Source organism: Speluncibacter jeojiensis (genome assembly GCF_029589495.1).
GTDB lineage: Bacteria > Actinomycetota > Actinomycetes > Mycobacteriales > Mycobacteriaceae > Speluncibacter > Speluncibacter jeojiensis.
This window is the reverse complement of record NZ_JAAIVF010000001.1, coordinates 495,050-512,564: the sequence shown is the minus strand read 5'-3', so window position 1 is coordinate 512,564 and position 17,515 is coordinate 495,050. Positions and strand designations below refer to the sequence as shown.

Here is a 17,515-nt window from a genome sequence, read left to right as displayed (position 1 = left end):
CCGTCTCGGCCCTTTCATCCGCTCCTCGCTGCGCGGCGATGCTCCGAAAGGACCTGGACTCATGACAACTCTCACGGTTCCCGAACCCCGCACGATCGGACCGGTGACCCGGACCGACTTCGTGCGTTACCAGGGCGCCTCGGGCGACATGAACCCCATCCACCACGATCAGACGTTCGCGGAGGCGGCCGGCTACAAGAGCCCGTTCTCGGTCGGCATGTATCAGGCGGGGCTGCTGGCGACCTACGCCACCGACTGGCTCGGCGCGGAGAACGTGCGGTCCTTCCGGGTGCGCTTCCTCGAGCAGGTGTGGCCCGACGACGTGCTCACCTGCTCGGCGACGGTGTTGCGGGAATACGAGGACGACGGCGTCGGCAAGGTCGACCTCGAACTCGACTGCGCCCGCCGGAGCGGCGGACTCGCCGTCAAGGCGTGGGCGACGTTCGTGACGGGAGACGCGGCGTGAAGGCCCAGCTGTGCGAGCTGCTCGGCGAACCGGATGTGCTGCGCTACACCGACATCGACGATCCGTCTCCCGGTCCGGGTGAGGTGCTCGTCGAGGTGCGCGCGGCCGGCGTCAACTTCCCCGACGGGCTCGTCGTGTCGGGGAACTATCAAACCAAGCCCGCGTTGCCGTTCGTCCCGGGATCCGAGGCGGCGGGCATCATCCGGGCGGTCGGCGCGGACGTGACGGGCGTCGAGGTGGGGTCGCGGGTGCTCGCGTTCTGTGGCATGGGCGGCTACGCCGAGCTGGTGACCGTGCCCGCCACCATGGTGTTCCCGATCCCTGACTCGATGCCGTACGTCGACGCCGCGGGATTCGCTGTGACGTACGGGACCTCGTACCACGGACTGGTCGACCGAGCGGAACTCGCGGCGGGGGAGACCCTGCTGGTGCTCGGCGCTTCGGGTGGTGTCGGGTTGACCGCTGTCGAGATCGGAAAAGCCCTGGGGGCCAGGGTCATCGCCGCGGCATCGAGCGTCGACAAGCTGGCGTTGTGCCGCGACCACGGCGCCGACGAGCTGATCGACTACGCCGACGAGGACCTGAAGACGCGGCTGAAGGAGGTGCGCGGCGGCGTCGATGTGGTGTACGACCCGGTCGGCGGCGAGCACGCGCAGGCGGCGGTACGCGCGTTGGCCTGGGGCGGGAGATATCTCACCGTCGGCTACGCGTCGGGGGACATCCCCAAGGTGGGCATGAACCGGCTGCTGGTGGTGGCGGGGTCGCTGCACGGTGTGCTGTGGGGCGCGTGGGCCCGGCGCAACCCCGAGCGCAACGCCGCGAACATGCGGCAACTGTTCGACTGGTACGCCCGCGGCGCGCTGCGACCCCACGTCAGCGAGACCTATCCGCTGGCCGACGCACCCGCCGCACTGGACGTGGTCATGGGCCGGCGCGCCCGCGGCAAGGTCATTCTGACAAGTGAGAGGAACTAGCGGTGGATCTGTCGCCGAGCCCGGAAGCCCGGGACATCATCGAGCGCCTCGAGACCTTCCTGGACGAGCACGTGTACCCGGCCGAGCCGGTGTATGCCGAGCAACTCGAGGCCTCCGGTCCGCGCAGCCACGTGCTGCCGCCGGTCGTCGAGGAACTCAAGGCCGAGGCGCGCCGCCAGGGCATGTGGAATCTGTTCCTGCCGGCGCTGTCCGGGCTCACGCACCTCGACTATGCGCACATCGCCGAGGTGACCGGACGCTCGCCGTACATCGCGCCCGAGGCGCTGAACTGTTCGGCGCCGTCGACCGGCAACATGGAGATCCTGCACATGTTCGGCACCGACGAGCAGAAGCAGCGCTGGCTCGAGCCCCTGCTCGACGGCAGGATTCGCTCAGGCTTTTCCATGACCGAGCCCGATGTCGCGTCGTCCGACGCCCGCAACATCTCCACCTCGATCGTCCGCGACGGCGACGAGTACGTGATCAACGGACGCAAGTGGTGGACCACGGGTGCCGCGGACCCGCGCTGCGAGATCCTCATCGTGATGGGCAAGACCGATCCCGACGCGGAGCCGCACCGGCAGCAGTCGATGATCCTCGTTCCCGTCGCCACCTCGGGCGTCGAGATCGTCCGGTCGCTGCCGATCTTCGGCTACCACGACCAGCAGGGCCACGCCGAGATCCAGTTCACGGATGTCCGGGTGCCGGTGGCCAACATGCTCGCCGGCGAGGGCGAGGGCTTCGCGATCGCCCAGGCGCGGCTCGGTCCCGGCCGGATCCACCACGCCATGCGCTGCATCGGCATGGCCGAACGCGGCCTCGAGATGATGGTGCGCCGGACCATGTCCCGCCACGCGTTCGGCGGAGTCTTGTCGGACCAGGGCGTGATCCGCACCTGGATCGCCGAGTCCCGCATGGAGATCGAGCAGGCGCGGCTGCTGGTGCTCAAGACCGCCTGGATGATCGACCGGGTCGGCGCGAAGGGTGCGCAGATCGAGATCGCCGCGGTGAAGGTCATCGGGCCGCGCGTCGCCAGGTCGGTGCTCAACCGTGCGATCCAATGCCACGGCGGCGGCGGGGTCACCGACGACTTCCCGATCGCCCGGATGTGGGCGAGCGCGCGGATCCTCGGCATCGCCGACGGGCCCGACGAGGTGCACATCCGCAGCGTCGCCCGGCACGAACTGCGCAAGTACCGGTAGGCGAGAAGCGCTGCCCCGCATTCCGAACAGATTGGAGTGACCATGCCACCGAACAGCAACCCGACCGGACTTCCCACGGTCTTCACGCCGGGCACGATCGGGCCGGTGACGTTGCGCAACAGGATCATCAAGTCGGCCACCTTCGAGGGCCGCACACCGAACGACCTCGTCACCGACGAGTTGATCGCCTTCCACGAGGAGGTCGCCGCCGGTGGGGCGGGGATGACCACCGTCGCCTACTGCGCCGTGGCGCCGGAGGGGCGCACCCAGGGCGGGCAGCTGTGGATGCGCCGGGAGGCGGTGCCGGGGCTGCGCAGGCTCACCGACGCGGTGCACCGCCACGGCGCTGCGGCGCAGGCCCAACTGGGTCACGCGGGCATTGTCGCGAACTCCACGAGCACCGGTCGGCCGGCGCTGGGGCCCGGTCGACGGTTCAACCCGATGACGTTCCGGTTCACCAAGGCGGCGACCCGGGCGGACATCGACCGGATCACCGCCGCGCACGGCGACGCGGCGGTGATCGCGGCCGAGTCCGGATTCGACTCCGTGGAGATCCACCTGGCGCACAACTACTTCGCGAGCTCGTTCCTGTCGCCGGTGCTCAACCACCGCAGGGACGAGTACAACGGGTCGCTGGAGAACCGCGCCAAGGTGGCGTTGGGGTTGCTCCGCGCGGTGCGGGACCGGGTGGGGGACCGCATCGCGGTGACCGCCAAGATGAGCATGGACGACGGTGTGCCCGGCGGGTTCTGGACCGACGAGGCGATGGTGCTGGCCGAGTGGATCGACCGGGAGGGCCTGGTGGATGCGCTCGAACTGACCGTGGGCAGCTCACCGCTGAACCCGATGTACCTCTTCCGGGGCGATGCGCCCGTACGCGAGATGGCCGACCTGATGCCGCCGGTGCGCAAGCTGGGGATCCGGCTGATCGGCAAGTACCAGATCAAGTCGTACCCCTATGAGCCGCTCTTCATGCTCGAGCAGGCGGCGCAGATCAAGGCGGTCGTCAGGAACACCAAGCTCACGCTGCTCGGCGGCATCACCGACCTCGACACCATGACCACCGCGATGGACGCGGGCTTCGACTTCGTCGCCATGGGCCGGGCGCTGCTGCGCGAACCGGGCCTGCCGCACAGGATTCAGGCCGACGCGACCGCCAAGGCGCTGTGCATCCACTGCAACAAGTGCATGCCCACGAACTTCTTCAACACCCGCTGTGTGCTGCGTCCGGACACAGTGGGCCTGCTGCCGAGTCCGGCTGGCGCCTGACATACGCGGGACGGGCCGGGCTCCGGTGCCACATCGGTGGTGCCGGAGCCCGGCCCGTTCGTCGGTGGGATCGCGCCGGGTCAGGCCGCGTCCGGCGCCAGCGCACCGGCGAGCAGCCGTGATCGCCGACCCGCGAGCCTCTCGAACGACTCCGGGTGGGTGATGATCCAGAAGTCCTTGCGGTCGACGCCGTCGAAGAAGATGCCGGCCGCCTGGTCGGGGGTCATCCCCTTCTCGCGGAGTTCGCTGCGCCAGTATTCGACGGCGTCACCGGTGTTCTCGTCCGGGGCCAGATCCTCGAAGATCCGGGTGGACACCTGCGCCGGCACGAAGGCGGAGACCGTGATCTGCGGGAAGGCCCCGGCGCACTCGAGGTACAGGCACTCGGTCATCGCCTGCGCGCCGTGTTTCGAGACGGCGTAGGCACCCATCCCCGGGGTGGTGCCGATGCCGCCCACGGACGTCGTGTTGACCACGTGCGAGGGGCGCGGGTCGGCGCCCATCCGCGGCACGAACGCGCGGATCGCGTGGAAGACGCCGTCGATGTTGACCGAGGTGAGCCGGTCCCATTCCTGCGGCGCGATCTCCCACAGGTTCCCGAGCGACTCGACGCCGGCGTTGTTGGCGAGCAGCGAGACCTGACCGAAGCGCTCGTAGGCCGCGTCGGCCAGCGCCTCCACCGAGGCGGGGTCGGTCACGTCGGTGGGGACGGCGATCACGTCGTGTCCGGCATCGGTGAGTTCCCGGGCGATCGCGTCGATGCGGTCGGCGGCGACATCCGCCAGCGCCACACCCATCCCGCGGGCGGCGGCGCGGCGGGCGATGGCCTCACCGATCCCGCTGCCCGCGCCGGTGACCACCGCGACCCCGCTGCCCACTTGTTCGCTGACCATGTTGCTCACCTTTCCTACGCACATCGAATCCTGTTGCTACAGAGGAGGTTAGATCGGGATGAAATTTCGGCCACCGAATCTCCCGGCACGCGGGACAGAGGGTTCCGGCGGCTCCGTCGAGCTGGATACCGTCGACCGACGAGCGAGGAGAACGACCATGACACGTGTGGCAGGCAAAGTTGCGCTGGTGACCGGTGCGGGAGCGGGCATGGGCCTGAGTTTCGCGACCAGGCTCGCCGCCGAGGGTGCCGACATCATCGCCGTCGACATCGACGAGAACGGGCTGTCCGAGGTGGCCGAGCGCGTTCGAGCGCGGGGGCGAGAGGTCGTCCCGGTGCGTGCGGACGTACGGGAGCTCGCGGAGCTCGAGGCCGCGGTGGAGGCGGGCGTGGCGCGGTTCGGCGGACTTGATGTCGTCGTCGCCAACGCCGGCGTCTGCGAGAACCCGGGACCGGCGTGGACCATCGACGAGCAGGTGTGGGACCGGTCGATCGGTGTCAACCTGACCGGGACCTGGCACACCGTGAAGGCCGCGGCGTCGGCCCTGCGGGCACGTGGAGGCGGCTCGGTCGTGCTGGTCAGCTCGACCGCCGGCATCAAGTCCGTCGCCGGAGCCGCGCAGTACAGCGCGGCGAAGCACGGCATCGTCGGTCTGGCCCGCACCCTGGCGAACGAGCTGGGAGCGCAGTCGATCCGGGTCAACGCGGTGCTGCCCGGCGCGGTGAACACCGCGATGACGAACAACCCGACGACGTTCGCGCGGCTGCGCCCGGACCTCGAGCACCCCACCGCAGCGGACGTCGCGCCGGTCCTGTCCGCGCGGCACCTGCTGCCGATGCCGTGGGTCGAACCGGAGGACGTCGCGAACGCGGTGGTCTTCCTGGCCTCGGACGAATCCCGGTGCATGACCGGCCAGCAACTGGTCGTGGACGCCGGACTGACACAGAAGGTGGCGTGATGGGCACGCGGTTGGACGGCAAGGTCGCCTTGATCACCGGCGGTGCGCGGGGGATCGGACGGGCCCAGGCGGTGCGTTTCGCGCAGGAGGGCGCCGACCTGATCGTCGTGGACCGTTGCGCGGCGGTCGAGCACTCCACCACACCGGGGGCGTCGCCCGCCGACCTTGCCGAGACGGTCCGCCAGGTCGAGGCACTGGGTCGGCGGATCGTCCCGTTCGAGGCGGACGTGCGCGACCAGGCCGCACTCGATGCCGCGGTGCAGGCCGGGGTCGCCGAGCTCGGTGGTCTCGACATCGTCTGCGGCACAGCGGGCATCAGCTCCTCGGGTCCTGCAGTGGACCTGGCCGAGGACACCTGGCAGACGATGCTCGACGTCAACCTCACCGGCGTGTGGAAGACCTGCAAGGCGGCCATCCCGCACCTGATCGAGACGGGCCGGGGCGGATCGATCGTCCTGATCAGCTCCATCGCGGGACTGCGCGGCCTGGTGAGCGTCGGCCACTATGCCGCGGCCAAGACCGGCGTGGTCGGGCTGATGCGTGCACTGGCCCAGGAGCTGGCGCAGTCGAGCATCCGGGTCAACACCGTGCACCCCGCGAACACCCGGACCACGATGATCCAGAACGAGGGGACCATGCGCTCGTTCTGCCCCGGCGTGGACCACCCGACGCAGGAACAGTTCGAGGCCGGAACGGCGTCCATGCACCTGCTGCCCGTCCCGATGCTCGATCCGGTCGACATCGCCAACGCCTGCTTGTTCCTCGCGTCGGACGAGGCCCGGTACATCACCGGCGTCACGCTGCCGGTGGACGCCGGCCACTGCCTGAAGTAGCGCATCCACCATCGAAGGGAACAGCAGATGACCACTGCGGGAAACGAATTCGCCGGCCGGGTGGCGTTGGTGACGGGGGCCGCCCGCGGCCAGGGGCGTACACACGCCCTCGCCTTCGCCGAGCGGGGTGCGGATCTGGTGATCTGCGATCGGTGTTCGGACGCGCCCGGTGTCGGCTACCCGCTGGGCACCGAGGAAGACCTCGCCGAGACCGCCCGGCTGATCCGGGCACTGGGCCGCAAGGTGATCGCCGTGACGGCGGATACCGCGGACCGGCCGGCGCTGGAGGCCCTGGTGGCGCGGGCGGAGGCCGAACTCGGCGGCGTCGACGTCGCCGTCGCCAACGCCGGGGTGTCCGCGATGTCCCTGATCACCGATCACGACCAGGCGGTGTGGGACGACGTTGTCGACACGAACCTGAAGGGCGTGTTCAACACCATCGCCGCCTGCGCGCCCGGGATGGCGCGGCGCGGGTACGGGCGCATCGTCACCGTCTCGTCGATGCTCGGCCGGACCGCGGTGCCGGGGCAGGCTGCGTACTGCGCGGCCAAGTGGGGCGTGATCGGGATGTCCAAGTCCGCGGCGAGCGAGCTCGCGCCGCAGGGGGTGACGGTGAACGTCGTGGCCCCCGGCAACATCGACACCCCCATGGTCCGCAACGACAACCTCTACCGGGTTGTCCGCCCGGACCTGGACGAGCCCACCTGGGACGACGTCGCGCCCGTGCTCCAGCAGAACCACGCCGTGCCGATCGCCGTGCTCGACCCGTTCGACGTGACGCGGGCCGTGCTGTTCCTCGCCGACGAGGCGAGCACGTACATCACCGGCATCGTCGTCCCGGTCGACGCGGGTGCGGCGTCGCGCACATCCGCCTAGGACGGGGGGTAGCCTCGACGGTGCTGTCGGGTACGGCACACCGACCCTGTCGCCGGAAGGCCGAAGGGGAGTGACACCTGTGGTCGCGGACGATGTTCTCGGCAAGGTCCGAGCTGTGCTGCCGGCGCTCGCCGAGGCGGCCGAGGCGACCGAACGCGACCGCCGCATCGGTGACGCGGCGATCGGGTCCCTGACCGACGCGGGCCTGTTCCGGATGATGCTGCCCGCGCGATTCTCCGGGCTCGAATCGACTCCGCTGGAGCTGTTCACGGCGATCCGTGCGGTCTCCTCGGCCTGCGCGTCGACGGGGTGGGTCGCCTCGACGCTGTGCCTGGCGACCTGGCAGGTCGCGCTGTTCGACACCCGGGCGCAGGAAGAGGTGTGGGACGGGCACCCGGACAGTCTCGTCGCGGCCGCGTATCAACCGGCCGGCCGGCTCCGGCCCGACGGCGACCGGTTCCGCCTCACCGGACGGTGGCGCTATGTGTCGGGCTGTGAGCACAGCGCATGGCTGTTCGTGGGGGCGTTGGTGCTGGACGAGGCGGGCGATTCGGTCGAGCACGCGCTGGTCCTGGTGCCCCGTGCCGATGTGACGGTGCACCGGGGGCCGGACTGTGTGGGCCTGCGCGCCGCGGCGAACACGGAGATCATGATCGAGGACGCGGCGGTGCCGTCGCATCGGGTGTACGGGGCGCAGCAGCGGGCCCTGCGCGAGAACCGGAAGTACGAGCGCGCACTGCGACCGCTGTACCGGCACCTCGTCACGCCCATGTACACGGTCGCGCTGACCGTCCCGTTGATCGGCGCGGCCGAGGGCGCCCTGCGCCACTTCACCGGGTCGGGCAGCGCGGGACGGGTCGGCGTGCGGATGCTCGAGAACGAGGCGGTGCACATCGCGATCGCCAGGGCCGCATACGAGATCGACACCGCGGCCGCGCAGATCGACGGCGATCTGGCCGAGATGCACGCCCTCGTGGTCGCGGCGAAGCCCATGCCGGTGGAGCTGAGCGCGCGCGTTCGGCGCGACCAGGTGCTCGCCACCGAGCGGGTGGCCGCGGCGGTGGACCGCCTGCTGCGCGCCGGCGGAAGACCGTGTCTCGCATCGGACAATCCGGTCCAACGCGCCTGGCGGGACATCCATGTGGGCGCCGCGCACCGTGTCAACGAGGCCGAGGACGTGCTGGCCATCGCCGGGCGGGCCGCACTCGGCGTCGGCGCCGCCGACGAGCCCATCTTCGTGTAGCGCGCCATGACGACTCCACGGCACGAACCGGACGGGCACCCGACCCAGCGGGCGTCGATGCTCGAACGGATGACGGACATCATCGGGCTGTTCGAGGGCGCCGAGACCCGGTTGCAGACCGGGGAGATCGCCGCGGCCGCCGGGCTTCCGAGGTCGACGACGCACCGCATCATCGACGAGCTGCTCCAGCTCGGCTGGCTGGTGCGCACCGCCGGCGGGTACGGGCTCGGCCCGCGGATGCTGATCGCGACGCGGCCGGAGAGTCGCCTGCGTCTGCGGGCCGCGGCCGCTCCGCTGCTGCAGGTGCTGCACGAGGAGACGGGGGTCGTCGCGCACCTCGCGATCCCGGATGGAACCGATGTGGTCATCGTCGACAAGATCGGCGGGCGCGTCGCGAACACGGTCCCGACCTGGGTCGGTGGGCGGCTGCCGATCCACGCGACCGCGCTGGGCAAGTCGATCCTGGCGTGGTACACGCCCGAGGACGTCGACGACCTGCTGCCGGTCACGTTGGAGAAACGCACGCCCAACACCATCTCCACCCGGGTGGGTCTGCACCGCGAACTCCATGAGATCCGTCGACGCGACGGGCTGGCCTTCGGCGATGAGGAGGCCGGTGCCGGGGTCTGCTGTGCCGCAGTGTCGTTCGAGTGCCCGGACGGCACGCACGCGGCGATCGCGGTGTCGGCGCGGGCGGCGCGGCATCATCTCGAACGGGTCGGGCCGCTGGTGCGGGAATCGGCCCGGCGGATCAGTGCGCGGCTGTCCGATGAAGGCTCCCCTGCGTCGGGGTGGACGGCCGACGACCCGGCGCGACCCGGTGAGGACACGATGATGATCCGGCTGCTGAGCACCATCGACGGTGACGACTGGGTCTGACCGTCGTCGGCCCGTGGCCCGTTCACGGCGGCGATTTTCTCATTCCGTGAGATGCCAGCGGGCCGATATCCGCCTCGATCGAGTGTCCGGTGCGCTCCCTCGGGTCACTGTCTCGATGGGTGAGAAGTGGAGACGCACGTCTCATTCAGGTGGACGTAGTGTTGCGCATCACATGGGAGGGGTGAGTCAGTCCGCCTTCGAATCTGATGGCGGAGAAACACTATCTGCACAAAGGCTTTCGTGTACGACATGACTGTTGAACTGATAGACGAATGCGCTGTTGCCCCGACCTCTGTCCTCGACCGGGTGTCGGTGATCCTCGGGGCCTTCCACGGCCGCGGCAGGCTCACGCTCGTCCAGGTGACCGCCAGGACCGGGCTTCCTCGCTCCACCGCGCACCGACTGCTCGACCAGCTGGTGCGGATGGGGTGGATCAACCGCTCGGGCGGGTCCTACGAACTCGGGTTCCGGCTGTTCGAACTCGGCGCGGTCGCCACGCACAGCAACAGGATCCACGCCTGCGCGGAGCCCACGTTGCACGAGCTCTACCGCGCGACCGGGTTCGTCGTGCATCTCGGGATCCTCGACGGCGGCGACGTCGTCTATCTCGACAAGATCGGCGGCCACCTGGCCCGGTCGGTTCCCACCCGGGTCGGAGGTCGTCGACCCGCCTCGACCTCCCCGATGGGGCGGGTGCTGACCGCATTCGCGAACCCCGAGTTGCGGGCGCGGGCCGTCGCGGATCCCGGGACTCAACGGGTACTCGACACCGGGGTGGCCTACGACGGCGGCGAACACCTCCCCGGGTTCAGCTGCATCGCCGCGCCGATCGGGCCGGCCGGAGGACCGGCGATCGCCGCCGTGTCGGTCAGCGGTCCGTCGAGCCGGCTCAAGTGCGACCACCGCCACTCGACTCCGGTGCGGATCGCCGCGGCGGCCATCTGGAAGTCGATTCAGGCGACGCAGGCGCGACGACCGGTCGGCGAGCTTGCGCAGGCCGGTGCCGCGGTGGTCCCGTTCCCCGGTTCGCGCAGGTAGCAGACGATTCCGGGATTCCCAGCCAGACCACATGATCTGCGTCGTCGGACGCAGGTGAACAGGAGCATGACATGAGCACGAATTCGGCCGGACGCGTCGCGATCGTCACGGGTGCCGGTAGCGGCATCGGCAGGGCCAGCGCGCTGCGCTTCGCCCGCGACGGCATCACGGTGGTGGTCAACGACATCCACCCCGACACGGCGCAGCGGACCGCGGAGATGATCGCGGACGCCGGCGGCAGCGCCGTCGCGATCGCCGGCGACGTCACCTCGCCGGCGGACGTGTCCGGACTCGTCGACGCGGCGTTGGACCGATTCGGCCGCCTCGACATCCTCTTCAACAACGCCGGTGGTCAGCAGCCGAAGCCGACCGGCCAGATCTCACCGCCGGAATTCGCCGCCATCGTGGAACTCAACCTGCACTCGATGTTCTACGGCGTCGCCGCCGCGCTGCCCGTGATGCTGGAACAGCGTGCGGGGGTGATCCTTTCGACGACTTCGGGGGCGGGTCTGGGTGCGGTACCGGGTCTGGCAGCGTACGGCGCCGCGAAGGCCGGGATGATCAGCCTCACGCGCAGCATCGCGGTGGAATACGGTCCGTACGGGATCCGCGCCAACGTGATCTCGCCCGGATCCATGGACACCGTCGGGCTGCGCCGGTGGGTCGACACCTTGCCGGGCGGGGTCGACGCCTACGCCGCGCAGATCCCCTCCGGCCGGCTCGGCACGGCGGAGGACATCGCGGACGTCGCGGCCTTCCTGGTGAGCGACCAGGCGGCGTACGTCAACGGCGCCCTCGTCCCCGTCGACGGCGCCACCCACGCGAAACTCGCCATCCCGGTGACCTGAACGCTACCGCATTTCCGATCCGATCACGGTGTGCCGCAATGTCTCCGTGCATCGCGGCACACCGTTGGGCTCGGCGGGACACCGCGCGGTAGTTCACTCGCGGGTGGCGGCCGCCCGGCCCGCCCGGCGTCCGAAGAACGTTCCCGGGCCCAGCGACGTGCCGCTGATGTACCCGCCGCCGTGCAGACCCGACGACGCCCGCCCTGCCGCGTACAGGCCGGGGAGGACCGCGCCGTCCAGGTCGTACACCCGCCCGTCGACGTCGGTCACCAGGCCGCCGAGCGTGAACACCGCGGCCCCGTCTCCACCGGTCACACCGCCCTCCGGCGCGGCCATGCCCAGGCGTACGTCGATGGCCGCGAACGGGGACTGCAGCGGCCGCAGCCACCGTGCAGACTTGTGGAACCACGGGTCCTCGCCGTTGCCCGCGTGCCGGTTGTACTCGGCCACCGTGTGCTGCAGCGAGTTCTCCGGCAGGCCCATCTGCTTCTCGAGATCGGCGACCGTCTCGGCGGCGTACGTGGGCAGCAGGCCCCAGCGTTCGTCCTCCGGAACCTGTTCGTAGGCCTGCTCGTCGAGCACCACCCACACCCGCATGTCCTGCCGGAACAACGCCTCGATGCCCACCAACCCCGGGTAGACGTCCTCGTTGATGAACCGCTGCCCGTACCCGTTGACGACCATCCCGCGGGCCATGAACCCGGGGATGGTCTGGATCCCCACCTGACCGGTGGACATCCGGCGCACCGCGGCCCGCGCCGCCTGCGCCATGACGATGCCCAGACCGTCGTCTCCGCCGTTCGAGACCTTGCCCTTGCCCAGCAGCTCGGGGGCATGCTGCTCGAGCATGGCGTCGTTGTCGACGAAACCGCCGGTGGTCAGCACCACCCCGAGCCTGGCCCGGTATGCGTGATCCGTGCCGAAGCGGCGGGCGATCACCCCACACACCCGGCCGGTGTCGTCCACCACCAGGCGCAGCGCGCGGGTGTCGGTGTGCACCTCGGTGGAGGTCTCGGTCGTCACCGACGAGGTGAGCTCGTCCATGAGCACCTTGCCGCCGAATCCGTCCGACTGCACCCGATGCCCGCGAGCGGCAGGCGCGGCCAATTCGTTGTACGGCCAGGCCGATTCGCCCATCCACATCAGTCCGTCATCGGTGGGCGGAACCCAGGTGGGGTTGTCCCACAGCGAACCCTTGAACGGCACGCCCCGGGCCACCAGCCAGTCGTAGTGCGCGGTGCTCTGCTCGCTGTAGAGGCGGATCTTCTCCTCGTCCGCATTCGGACCCAAAGCGTGGATGAGATAGGTCGCCATGTCCTCGGCGGTGTCGGTGAAACCGCATGCCGACTGGATCGGTGTGCCGCCGCCCAGGTAGATCTCGCCGCCGGACAGGGCGGAGGATCCGCCGGGTCCGGAGGCCCGTTCCAGGATGGTCACCTGCGCGCCGGCGGCGCTCGCCTCGAGGGCGGCGGCGGCTCCCGCGCACCCGTAGCCGACGACGAGGACGTCGGTCTCGTGATCGAAGGCGGCGACATCGGCGGCCGCGACCGGGTGAACGCTGTGCTTGAACTGCGATGTATGGCTCGTCATGAGGGAACCTTGAAACGTCGGTTCCGACGAAGTGAAGCCGTCGTCCCGCGGGGTGGGATTGTCTGCGGGGCAATATGGTTCGAATCGCTTCGGTGTGCACGACGTTCGGGCCGATCGCGGCAGGTGTCCCGGTGCATGAGACACCGGATGTCCCGGATCTGCGGGCCTGCATAGTGTGCCGTCCACACGTGTTGCCCGTCACAGTCAGGGCTGATGAGCCCGCCGTGATCGCAACGGCGAACGAACCTCGCTCGTCGGTGATCGGCTCCGTCTCAATCCCTTTCGTGGTCCGAGCCCCGATGTCCTCTCGTGGCCGGAACGGATCCGCGCCACGACCCGCCCCAGTAACTCTCCAGCACTCATCCACCGGAGTTGATTGCCATGGCCGAACACCTGCCGCCGCCCTTGTCTCGGAAGCCCGCGGATGCCGAATCGCGGTCGAAGGCGCGCTCGATCCTGATCATCGCGGTGGTCGCGTTGATGACCGAGATCGTCGCGTTCGAGTTCACCCTCGTCGCGCCCGGGCTGCCCGAGATGGCCGCCGCGTTCAGAACCCAGCAGATCGCGCTGGTGATGACCACGCCGTTGCTTGTCGCCGGCGTCACCGTCCCGATCGTCGGCAAGATCGCCGATGTCTACGGCAAGAAGAAGGTGCTGCTCGCCACCGGTGCCGCGTTCCTGCTCGGCACCGTCTTGTGCGCCATCGCGTCGGCCTTCCCGCTGTTTCTCGTCGGCCGGGGCCTCCAGGGGCTCGGACTGGTCTCTCCCGTCATCTGTTACGGACTGGTGCGCGACCTGATCCCCGCGAAGTGGGTGCCGCTCGGCATCGGTGGTATCGGGGTCGGCATCGGCGCCTCGTCGCTGATCGGCCCGCTGCTCGGTGGCTGGATGATCGACCACCACGGATACCGCGGTGCGCTGTGGGTACTGTTCGTCTACTCCGTGGTCATCGTCGCGGCCATCGCGATCTGCGTCCCGGAGACGACCGTCCGGATCGCCCACCGGATCGACTATTTCGGCGCCGCGCTGCTCGGCATCGGTGCCACCGCGTTGATCGCCGGTGGGATCCGCCCGGACCTGCGGGCGTTGGCCTTCCCGCTCGGGATCGTGCTGCTGGTCGCCTTCGTCCTCGTCGAACGCCGGATCGCCCAGCCGCTGATCTCGATGAGCCTGCTCGCCCGTCCCGGCGTGTGGATGACCCTGCTTCTCGGCGCCGCCTACGGTGTCTACAACGGTGCGAACGCGGCGCTGCTGCCGCAGTATCTACGGCTCCCGGCGATCCCGGGCGACCCCGACTCCGGGCTGGGCATGACCGCGACCCAGTATTCGCTATACTACGGGTTGTCGTCCGGCGTGGTGGCCGCCGCCTGCGGGATCCTCGGCGGATGGGCGGCACGCCGGTTCGCGCCGCGCACCGTGGGACTGGTCGCCATGGTGGCCGCAGTGATCGCCGGCCTGCTCATCGGTCTCGACCTCATCGGATCCTTCGGCATGGTGATCGTCTACGGTGTCGCCTTCGGCGTGGGCAACGGCCTGTACTACGTGAGCACGACCAACCTGCTCATCGAGGCGGTGCCGGCCAACACCCAGGCCGTGAGCAGTTCGATGAAGTTCACCGCCGAACAGGTGGTCGGTGCGCTCTCCAGCGCCTACCTGGGCGTGCTCATCGGCAGCTACGTCCTGATGGTCAATCCGAAGACCGGGCAGCCGATTCCGTCCGCCCAGGGCTTCCGGTACGCGTATCTCATCTGTGCCGTGGCCGCTGCGATCGGCGTCGTCGTCCTGCTGCTGATGCGCCACGGACGCACGCCGGCCACCGGCGGCGTCGTCTCCGGCCAGGGCGACGAGGACCCGCGCCCCGAGACCGCGGCCGTGTGCTGACAACCGACCTATGAGAGGAAGGCTGGGCTGATGTCCACAGTCCCGTTCGACTTGTCGCTTTCGGTGCGCAATCGGCCGATCACGGTCGAGGATTATCGCAAAAGGGCTCGCCGTGCGCTGCCCACAATGGTGTGGGCGTTCGTCGACGGCGGCGCCGAGGACGAAATCACGCTGCGCGCCAACAGGAGTGCCTTCGATCGCTGGCGACTGCGGAGCCGGGTTCTCACCGGACACGCGGGCGCCGGCCTGTCGACGAAGGTGGGCGGTGTCGACCTCTCCCTGCCTGTGTTCCTGTCGCCCACCGGAATGACGGGCCTGACCCACTGGACGGGGGAGCGCGGTGCGGCCCGGGCGGCCGAACGGGCGGGAACGCGGGCGGTGATCTCGACCGCCTCCAGTTACACCGTCGAGGAGATCGCGGAGGCGACAGCGGAGGATCACTTCTTCCAGCTCTATCCGTGGACCAGCGCGACGACCGGGGAACCGCTGTCGAAGAAGTTCATCGGCCGCGCCCGGCAGGCCGGCTACCGCGCACTGTTCGTCACCGTCGACGTGCCCGTCGCCGGTAATCGGGAGCGGGAACGTAAGTACGGCATGGGAATACCGCCCAGGATGACGCCGCTGCGTGTCCTCGACGGCGCGCGCCGGGCCCGGTGGTCCTACCACTTCCTGACGAAGCAACGGATCTCCTCGCGGATGCTGGTCGACGAGCGCGGCGCCGCCGCTGCGGTCCGCTCGGCGAAGGCACAGGAGAGTCTGATGCGGCCGGATCTGCGGTGGGACGACCTGGCCCGGATCCGCGACTGGTGGCAGGGTCCGCTGTACATCAAGGGAATCCTCGACCCGGACGACGCCGAAGCGGCAATGAAACTCGGAGCCGACGGCGTCCTGGTGTCGAATCACGGTGGGCGCCAACTCGACGGTGCTCGGGCCACCCTCGAGGCCCTGCCCGCGGTGGTGGACCGGATCGCAGGCCGGATACCCGTGTACCTCGACGGCGGGGTTCGGCGCGGAAGTGACGTCGTCAAGGCGCTGGCGCTGGGCGCCACTGCCGTGGGGGTCGGTCGGCCGTACCTTTACGGCCTGGCTGCCCGCGGCGAGGACGGCGTAGCTCACGTACTCGAAATCTTCCGGGAGGAGATCGAGCGCACACTCACCCTGATGGGCGTCGCGAGTGTTGCGGAACTCGACCGCACCCACGTGTACCAGGCGCCTCCGACCTAGACCGCGCCGACCGTCATGAGCGCCGCTGAACCAACCACAGCCCTTCCACCACATGGAGAATCACATGACACTCGACATTGCTGTGACAACCGATTCCGACGACGAGATCCGGAGCATCGAGGCCGCGGCGGCGCCCACCCGTTTTGCCCGCGGCTGGCACTGCCTCGGAATCGCCGACTCGTTCCGGGACGGCACACCGCACTCGGTCCACGCATTCGGTACCAAACTGGTCGTGTTCGCCGACAGCAGCGGCGACCTGAAGGTCCTCGACGCGTACTGCCGGCACATGGGCGGAGATCTCAGCCAGGGGTCGATCAAGGGTGACTCGGTGGCCTGCCCGTTCCACGACTGGCGCTGGGGTGGCGACGGCCGCTGCACCGGCATCCCCTACGCGCGTCGCATCCCGCTGCGGGCCCGCACCCGAGGCTGGCGGACGCTGGAGCGCAACGGTCAGCTGTTCGTCTGGCACGACCCGCAGGGCAACACTCCGCCGGCGGAGGTCACCATCCCCGAGATCGAGGGACTCGAGGCCGGCGAGTGGACGCAGTGGACCTGGAACGCCCTCACCGTCACCGGATCTCACTGTCGGGAGATCATCGACAACAACGTCGACATGGCGCACTTCTTCTACATCCACAAGTCGTTCCCGCGGTTTTTCAAGAACGTCTTCGAGGGCCACATCTCCGCCCAGTACATGGAATCCACCCCCCGGGAGGATGTCATGTCCCCGTCGTCGCACGGCGATCCGAATTCGCACCTGCGCTCGGAGGCTGCGTACTACGGCCCGTCCTACATGATCGACAGGCTGTGGATCGAAGCCAACGGAGCAACGGTGGAGACCGTTCTGGTCAACAGTCACTACCCCGTCGACAACAATTCCTTCGTCCTCCAGTACGGGGCGATCGTCAAGAAGCTGCCGGGTATGAGCGAGGCCGAATCCGCAGCGATGGCAGAGAAGTTCGTCGAGGGCGTGGAGTCGGGCTTTCTTCAGGACGTCGAGATCTGGAAGAACAAGGCCCCGATCGACAACCCGCTGCTGTGCGAGGAGGACGGTCCGGTCTATCAGCTGCGCCGCTGGTATGAGCAGTTCTATGTCGATGTCGAGGACGTCGCCGAGGACATGACCCGCCGTTTCGAGTTCGAGATCGACACCACACGGGCGGTGGCCAGTTGGGAACGTGAGGTCGCGGCGAACCTCGCCAAGCGCGATGACGCCGAACGCGTCCTCTGACGGGACCGAAGGGACGAAAAGGCATGTGGGCACACGTACTGACCGCACCCGAGCGATTCGAACGTCTCGAGGTGCCGACCCTGCAGCCGGGCGACCTCGCCGATGGCCAA

General features: G+C 69.2%; 16 protein-coding genes. 14 read left to right on the top strand and 2 right to left on the bottom strand.

Going from position 1 to position 17,515, the window contains the following annotated elements; genetic code table 11:
• Positions 1–61 precede the first annotated feature (61 nt).
• The 4 genes from G4X40_RS02260 to G4X40_RS02245 are packed head-to-tail and all read left to right on the top strand — an operon-like array spanning position 62 to position 3,911.
• On the top strand, positions 62–466 hold the full coding sequence (locus G4X40_RS02260; RefSeq protein ID WP_277829884.1) for a MaoC/PaaZ C-terminal domain-containing protein: 405 nt from the start codon (positions 62–64) through the stop codon (positions 464–466).
• A complete protein-coding gene (locus G4X40_RS02255) occupies positions 463–1,440 on the top strand; it encodes an NADPH:quinone oxidoreductase family protein (RefSeq protein ID WP_277829883.1) in 978 nt (325 codons plus the stop codon). The genes G4X40_RS02260 and G4X40_RS02255 overlap by 4 nt, the downstream gene beginning before the upstream one ends.
• 2 nt (positions 1,441–1,442) lie before the next feature.
• The gene (locus G4X40_RS02250; RefSeq protein WP_277829881.1) at positions 1,443–2,642 is read left to right on the top strand and encodes an acyl-CoA dehydrogenase family protein; all 1,200 of its coding nucleotides are present in this window, start codon (positions 1,443–1,445) and stop codon (positions 2,640–2,642) included.
• Positions 2,643–2,684: 42 nt separating this feature from the next.
• Positions 2,685–3,911 (top strand): NADH:flavin oxidoreductase, encoded by a 1,227-nt coding sequence (locus G4X40_RS02245; protein ID WP_277829879.1) that lies wholly within the window; start codon positions 2,685–2,687, stop codon positions 3,909–3,911.
• Between the two features lie 80 nt (positions 3,912–3,991).
• Here G4X40_RS02245 and G4X40_RS02240 read toward each other — a convergent pair whose 3' ends face one another.
• The gene (locus G4X40_RS02240) at positions 3,992–4,804 is read right to left on the bottom strand and encodes an SDR family NAD(P)-dependent oxidoreductase (RefSeq protein WP_277829878.1); all 813 of its coding nucleotides are present in this window, start codon (positions 4,802–4,804) and stop codon (positions 3,992–3,994) included.
• A gap of 157 nt (positions 4,805–4,961) precedes the next feature.
• Between G4X40_RS02240 and G4X40_RS02235 the strand changes: the two genes are divergently transcribed.
• From G4X40_RS02235 to G4X40_RS02205, 7 genes are all read left to right on the top strand, one after another.
• A complete protein-coding gene (locus tag G4X40_RS02235) occupies positions 4,962–5,762 on the top strand; it encodes a mycofactocin-coupled SDR family oxidoreductase (RefSeq protein ID WP_277829877.1) in 801 nt (266 codons plus the stop codon).
• Positions 5,762–6,595, top strand: a complete 834-nt coding sequence (locus tag G4X40_RS02230; RefSeq protein ID WP_277829876.1) for a mycofactocin-coupled SDR family oxidoreductase — start codon at positions 5,762–5,764, stop codon at positions 6,593–6,595. Before G4X40_RS02235 ends, G4X40_RS02230 begins: the two co-directional genes overlap by 1 nt.
• A gap of 27 nt (positions 6,596–6,622) precedes the next feature.
• Positions 6,623–7,471 (top strand): mycofactocin-coupled SDR family oxidoreductase, encoded by an 849-nt coding sequence (locus tag G4X40_RS02225; protein ID WP_277829875.1) that lies wholly within the window; start codon positions 6,623–6,625, stop codon positions 7,469–7,471.
• 79 nt (positions 7,472–7,550) lie between these two features.
• Positions 7,551–8,714, top strand: coding sequence for an acyl-CoA dehydrogenase family protein (locus G4X40_RS02220; RefSeq protein WP_277829873.1), 1,164 nt, complete (start codon positions 7,551–7,553; stop codon positions 8,712–8,714).
• 6 nt (positions 8,715–8,720) lie between these two features.
• A complete protein-coding gene (locus G4X40_RS02215; RefSeq protein WP_277829871.1) occupies positions 8,721–9,593 on the top strand; it encodes an IclR family transcriptional regulator in 873 nt (290 codons plus the stop codon).
• A 249-nt stretch (positions 9,594–9,842) separates the two neighbouring features.
• A complete protein-coding gene (locus G4X40_RS02210) occupies positions 9,843–10,631 on the top strand; it encodes an IclR family transcriptional regulator (RefSeq protein WP_277829869.1) in 789 nt (262 codons plus the stop codon).
• Between the two features lie 71 nt (positions 10,632–10,702).
• Positions 10,703–11,479, top strand: coding sequence for an SDR family NAD(P)-dependent oxidoreductase (locus G4X40_RS02205; RefSeq protein WP_277829867.1), 777 nt, complete (start codon positions 10,703–10,705; stop codon positions 11,477–11,479).
• Positions 11,480–11,572: 93 nt separating this feature from the next.
• Here G4X40_RS02205 and G4X40_RS02200 read toward each other — a convergent pair whose 3' ends face one another.
• Entirely contained in the window at positions 11,573–13,069 is a 1,497-nt protein-coding gene (locus G4X40_RS02200) for an FAD-dependent oxidoreductase (protein WP_277829865.1), read from the bottom strand.
• A 381-nt stretch (positions 13,070–13,450) separates the two neighbouring features.
• Between G4X40_RS02200 and G4X40_RS02195 the strand changes: the two genes are divergently transcribed.
• The 3 genes from G4X40_RS02195 (at position 13,451) to G4X40_RS02185 (ending at position 17,405) form a co-directional block, all read left to right on the top strand.
• Positions 13,451–14,950: an MFS transporter gene (locus G4X40_RS02195; RefSeq protein WP_277829863.1), complete on the top strand. Its 1,500-nt coding sequence runs from the start codon at positions 13,451–13,453 to the stop codon at positions 14,948–14,950.
• 30 nt (positions 14,951–14,980) lie between these two features.
• Positions 14,981–16,174: an alpha-hydroxy acid oxidase gene (locus G4X40_RS02190; RefSeq protein ID WP_277829861.1), complete on the top strand. Its 1,194-nt coding sequence runs from the start codon at positions 14,981–14,983 to the stop codon at positions 16,172–16,174.
• 64 nt (positions 16,175–16,238) lie between these two features.
• Positions 16,239–17,405, top strand: coding sequence for a Rieske 2Fe-2S domain-containing protein (locus G4X40_RS02185; RefSeq protein ID WP_277829860.1), 1,167 nt, complete (start codon positions 16,239–16,241; stop codon positions 17,403–17,405).
• Positions 17,406–17,515 lie beyond the last annotated feature (110 nt).

What these genes read in the sequence shown, in the direction of transcription:
- G4X40_RS02260 (WP_277829884.1), top strand. Translation starts at nt 62, where the DNA reads ATGACAACTCTCACGGTTCCCGAACCCCGCACGATCGGACCGGTGACC.
- G4X40_RS02245 (WP_277829879.1), top strand. Translation starts at nt 2,685, where the DNA reads ATGCCACCGAACAGCAACCCGACCGGACTTCCCACGGTCTTCACGCCG.
- G4X40_RS02240 (WP_277829878.1), bottom strand. Translation starts at nt 4,804, where the DNA reads ATGGTCAGCGAACAAGTGGGCAGCGGGGTCGCGGTGGTCACCGGCGCG.
- G4X40_RS02235 (WP_277829877.1), top strand. Translation starts at nt 4,962, where the DNA reads ATGACACGTGTGGCAGGCAAAGTTGCGCTGGTGACCGGTGCGGGAGCG.
- G4X40_RS02230 (WP_277829876.1), top strand. Translation starts at nt 5,762, where the DNA reads ATGGGCACGCGGTTGGACGGCAAGGTCGCCTTGATCACCGGCGGTGCG.
- G4X40_RS02225 (WP_277829875.1), top strand. Translation starts at nt 6,623, where the DNA reads ATGACCACTGCGGGAAACGAATTCGCCGGCCGGGTGGCGTTGGTGACG.
- G4X40_RS02215 (WP_277829871.1), top strand. Translation starts at nt 8,721, where the DNA reads ATGACGACTCCACGGCACGAACCGGACGGGCACCCGACCCAGCGGGCG.
- G4X40_RS02210 (WP_277829869.1), top strand. Translation starts at nt 9,843, where the DNA reads ATGACTGTTGAACTGATAGACGAATGCGCTGTTGCCCCGACCTCTGTC.
- G4X40_RS02205 (WP_277829867.1), top strand. Translation starts at nt 10,703, where the DNA reads ATGAGCACGAATTCGGCCGGACGCGTCGCGATCGTCACGGGTGCCGGT.
- G4X40_RS02200 (WP_277829865.1), bottom strand. Translation starts at nt 13,069, where the DNA reads ATGACGAGCCATACATCGCAGTTCAAGCACAGCGTTCACCCGGTCGCG.
- G4X40_RS02195 (WP_277829863.1), top strand. Translation starts at nt 13,451, where the DNA reads ATGGCCGAACACCTGCCGCCGCCCTTGTCTCGGAAGCCCGCGGATGCC.
- G4X40_RS02190 (WP_277829861.1), top strand. Translation starts at nt 14,981, where the DNA reads ATGTCCACAGTCCCGTTCGACTTGTCGCTTTCGGTGCGCAATCGGCCG.
- G4X40_RS02185 (WP_277829860.1), top strand. Translation starts at nt 16,239, where the DNA reads ATGACACTCGACATTGCTGTGACAACCGATTCCGACGACGAGATCCGG.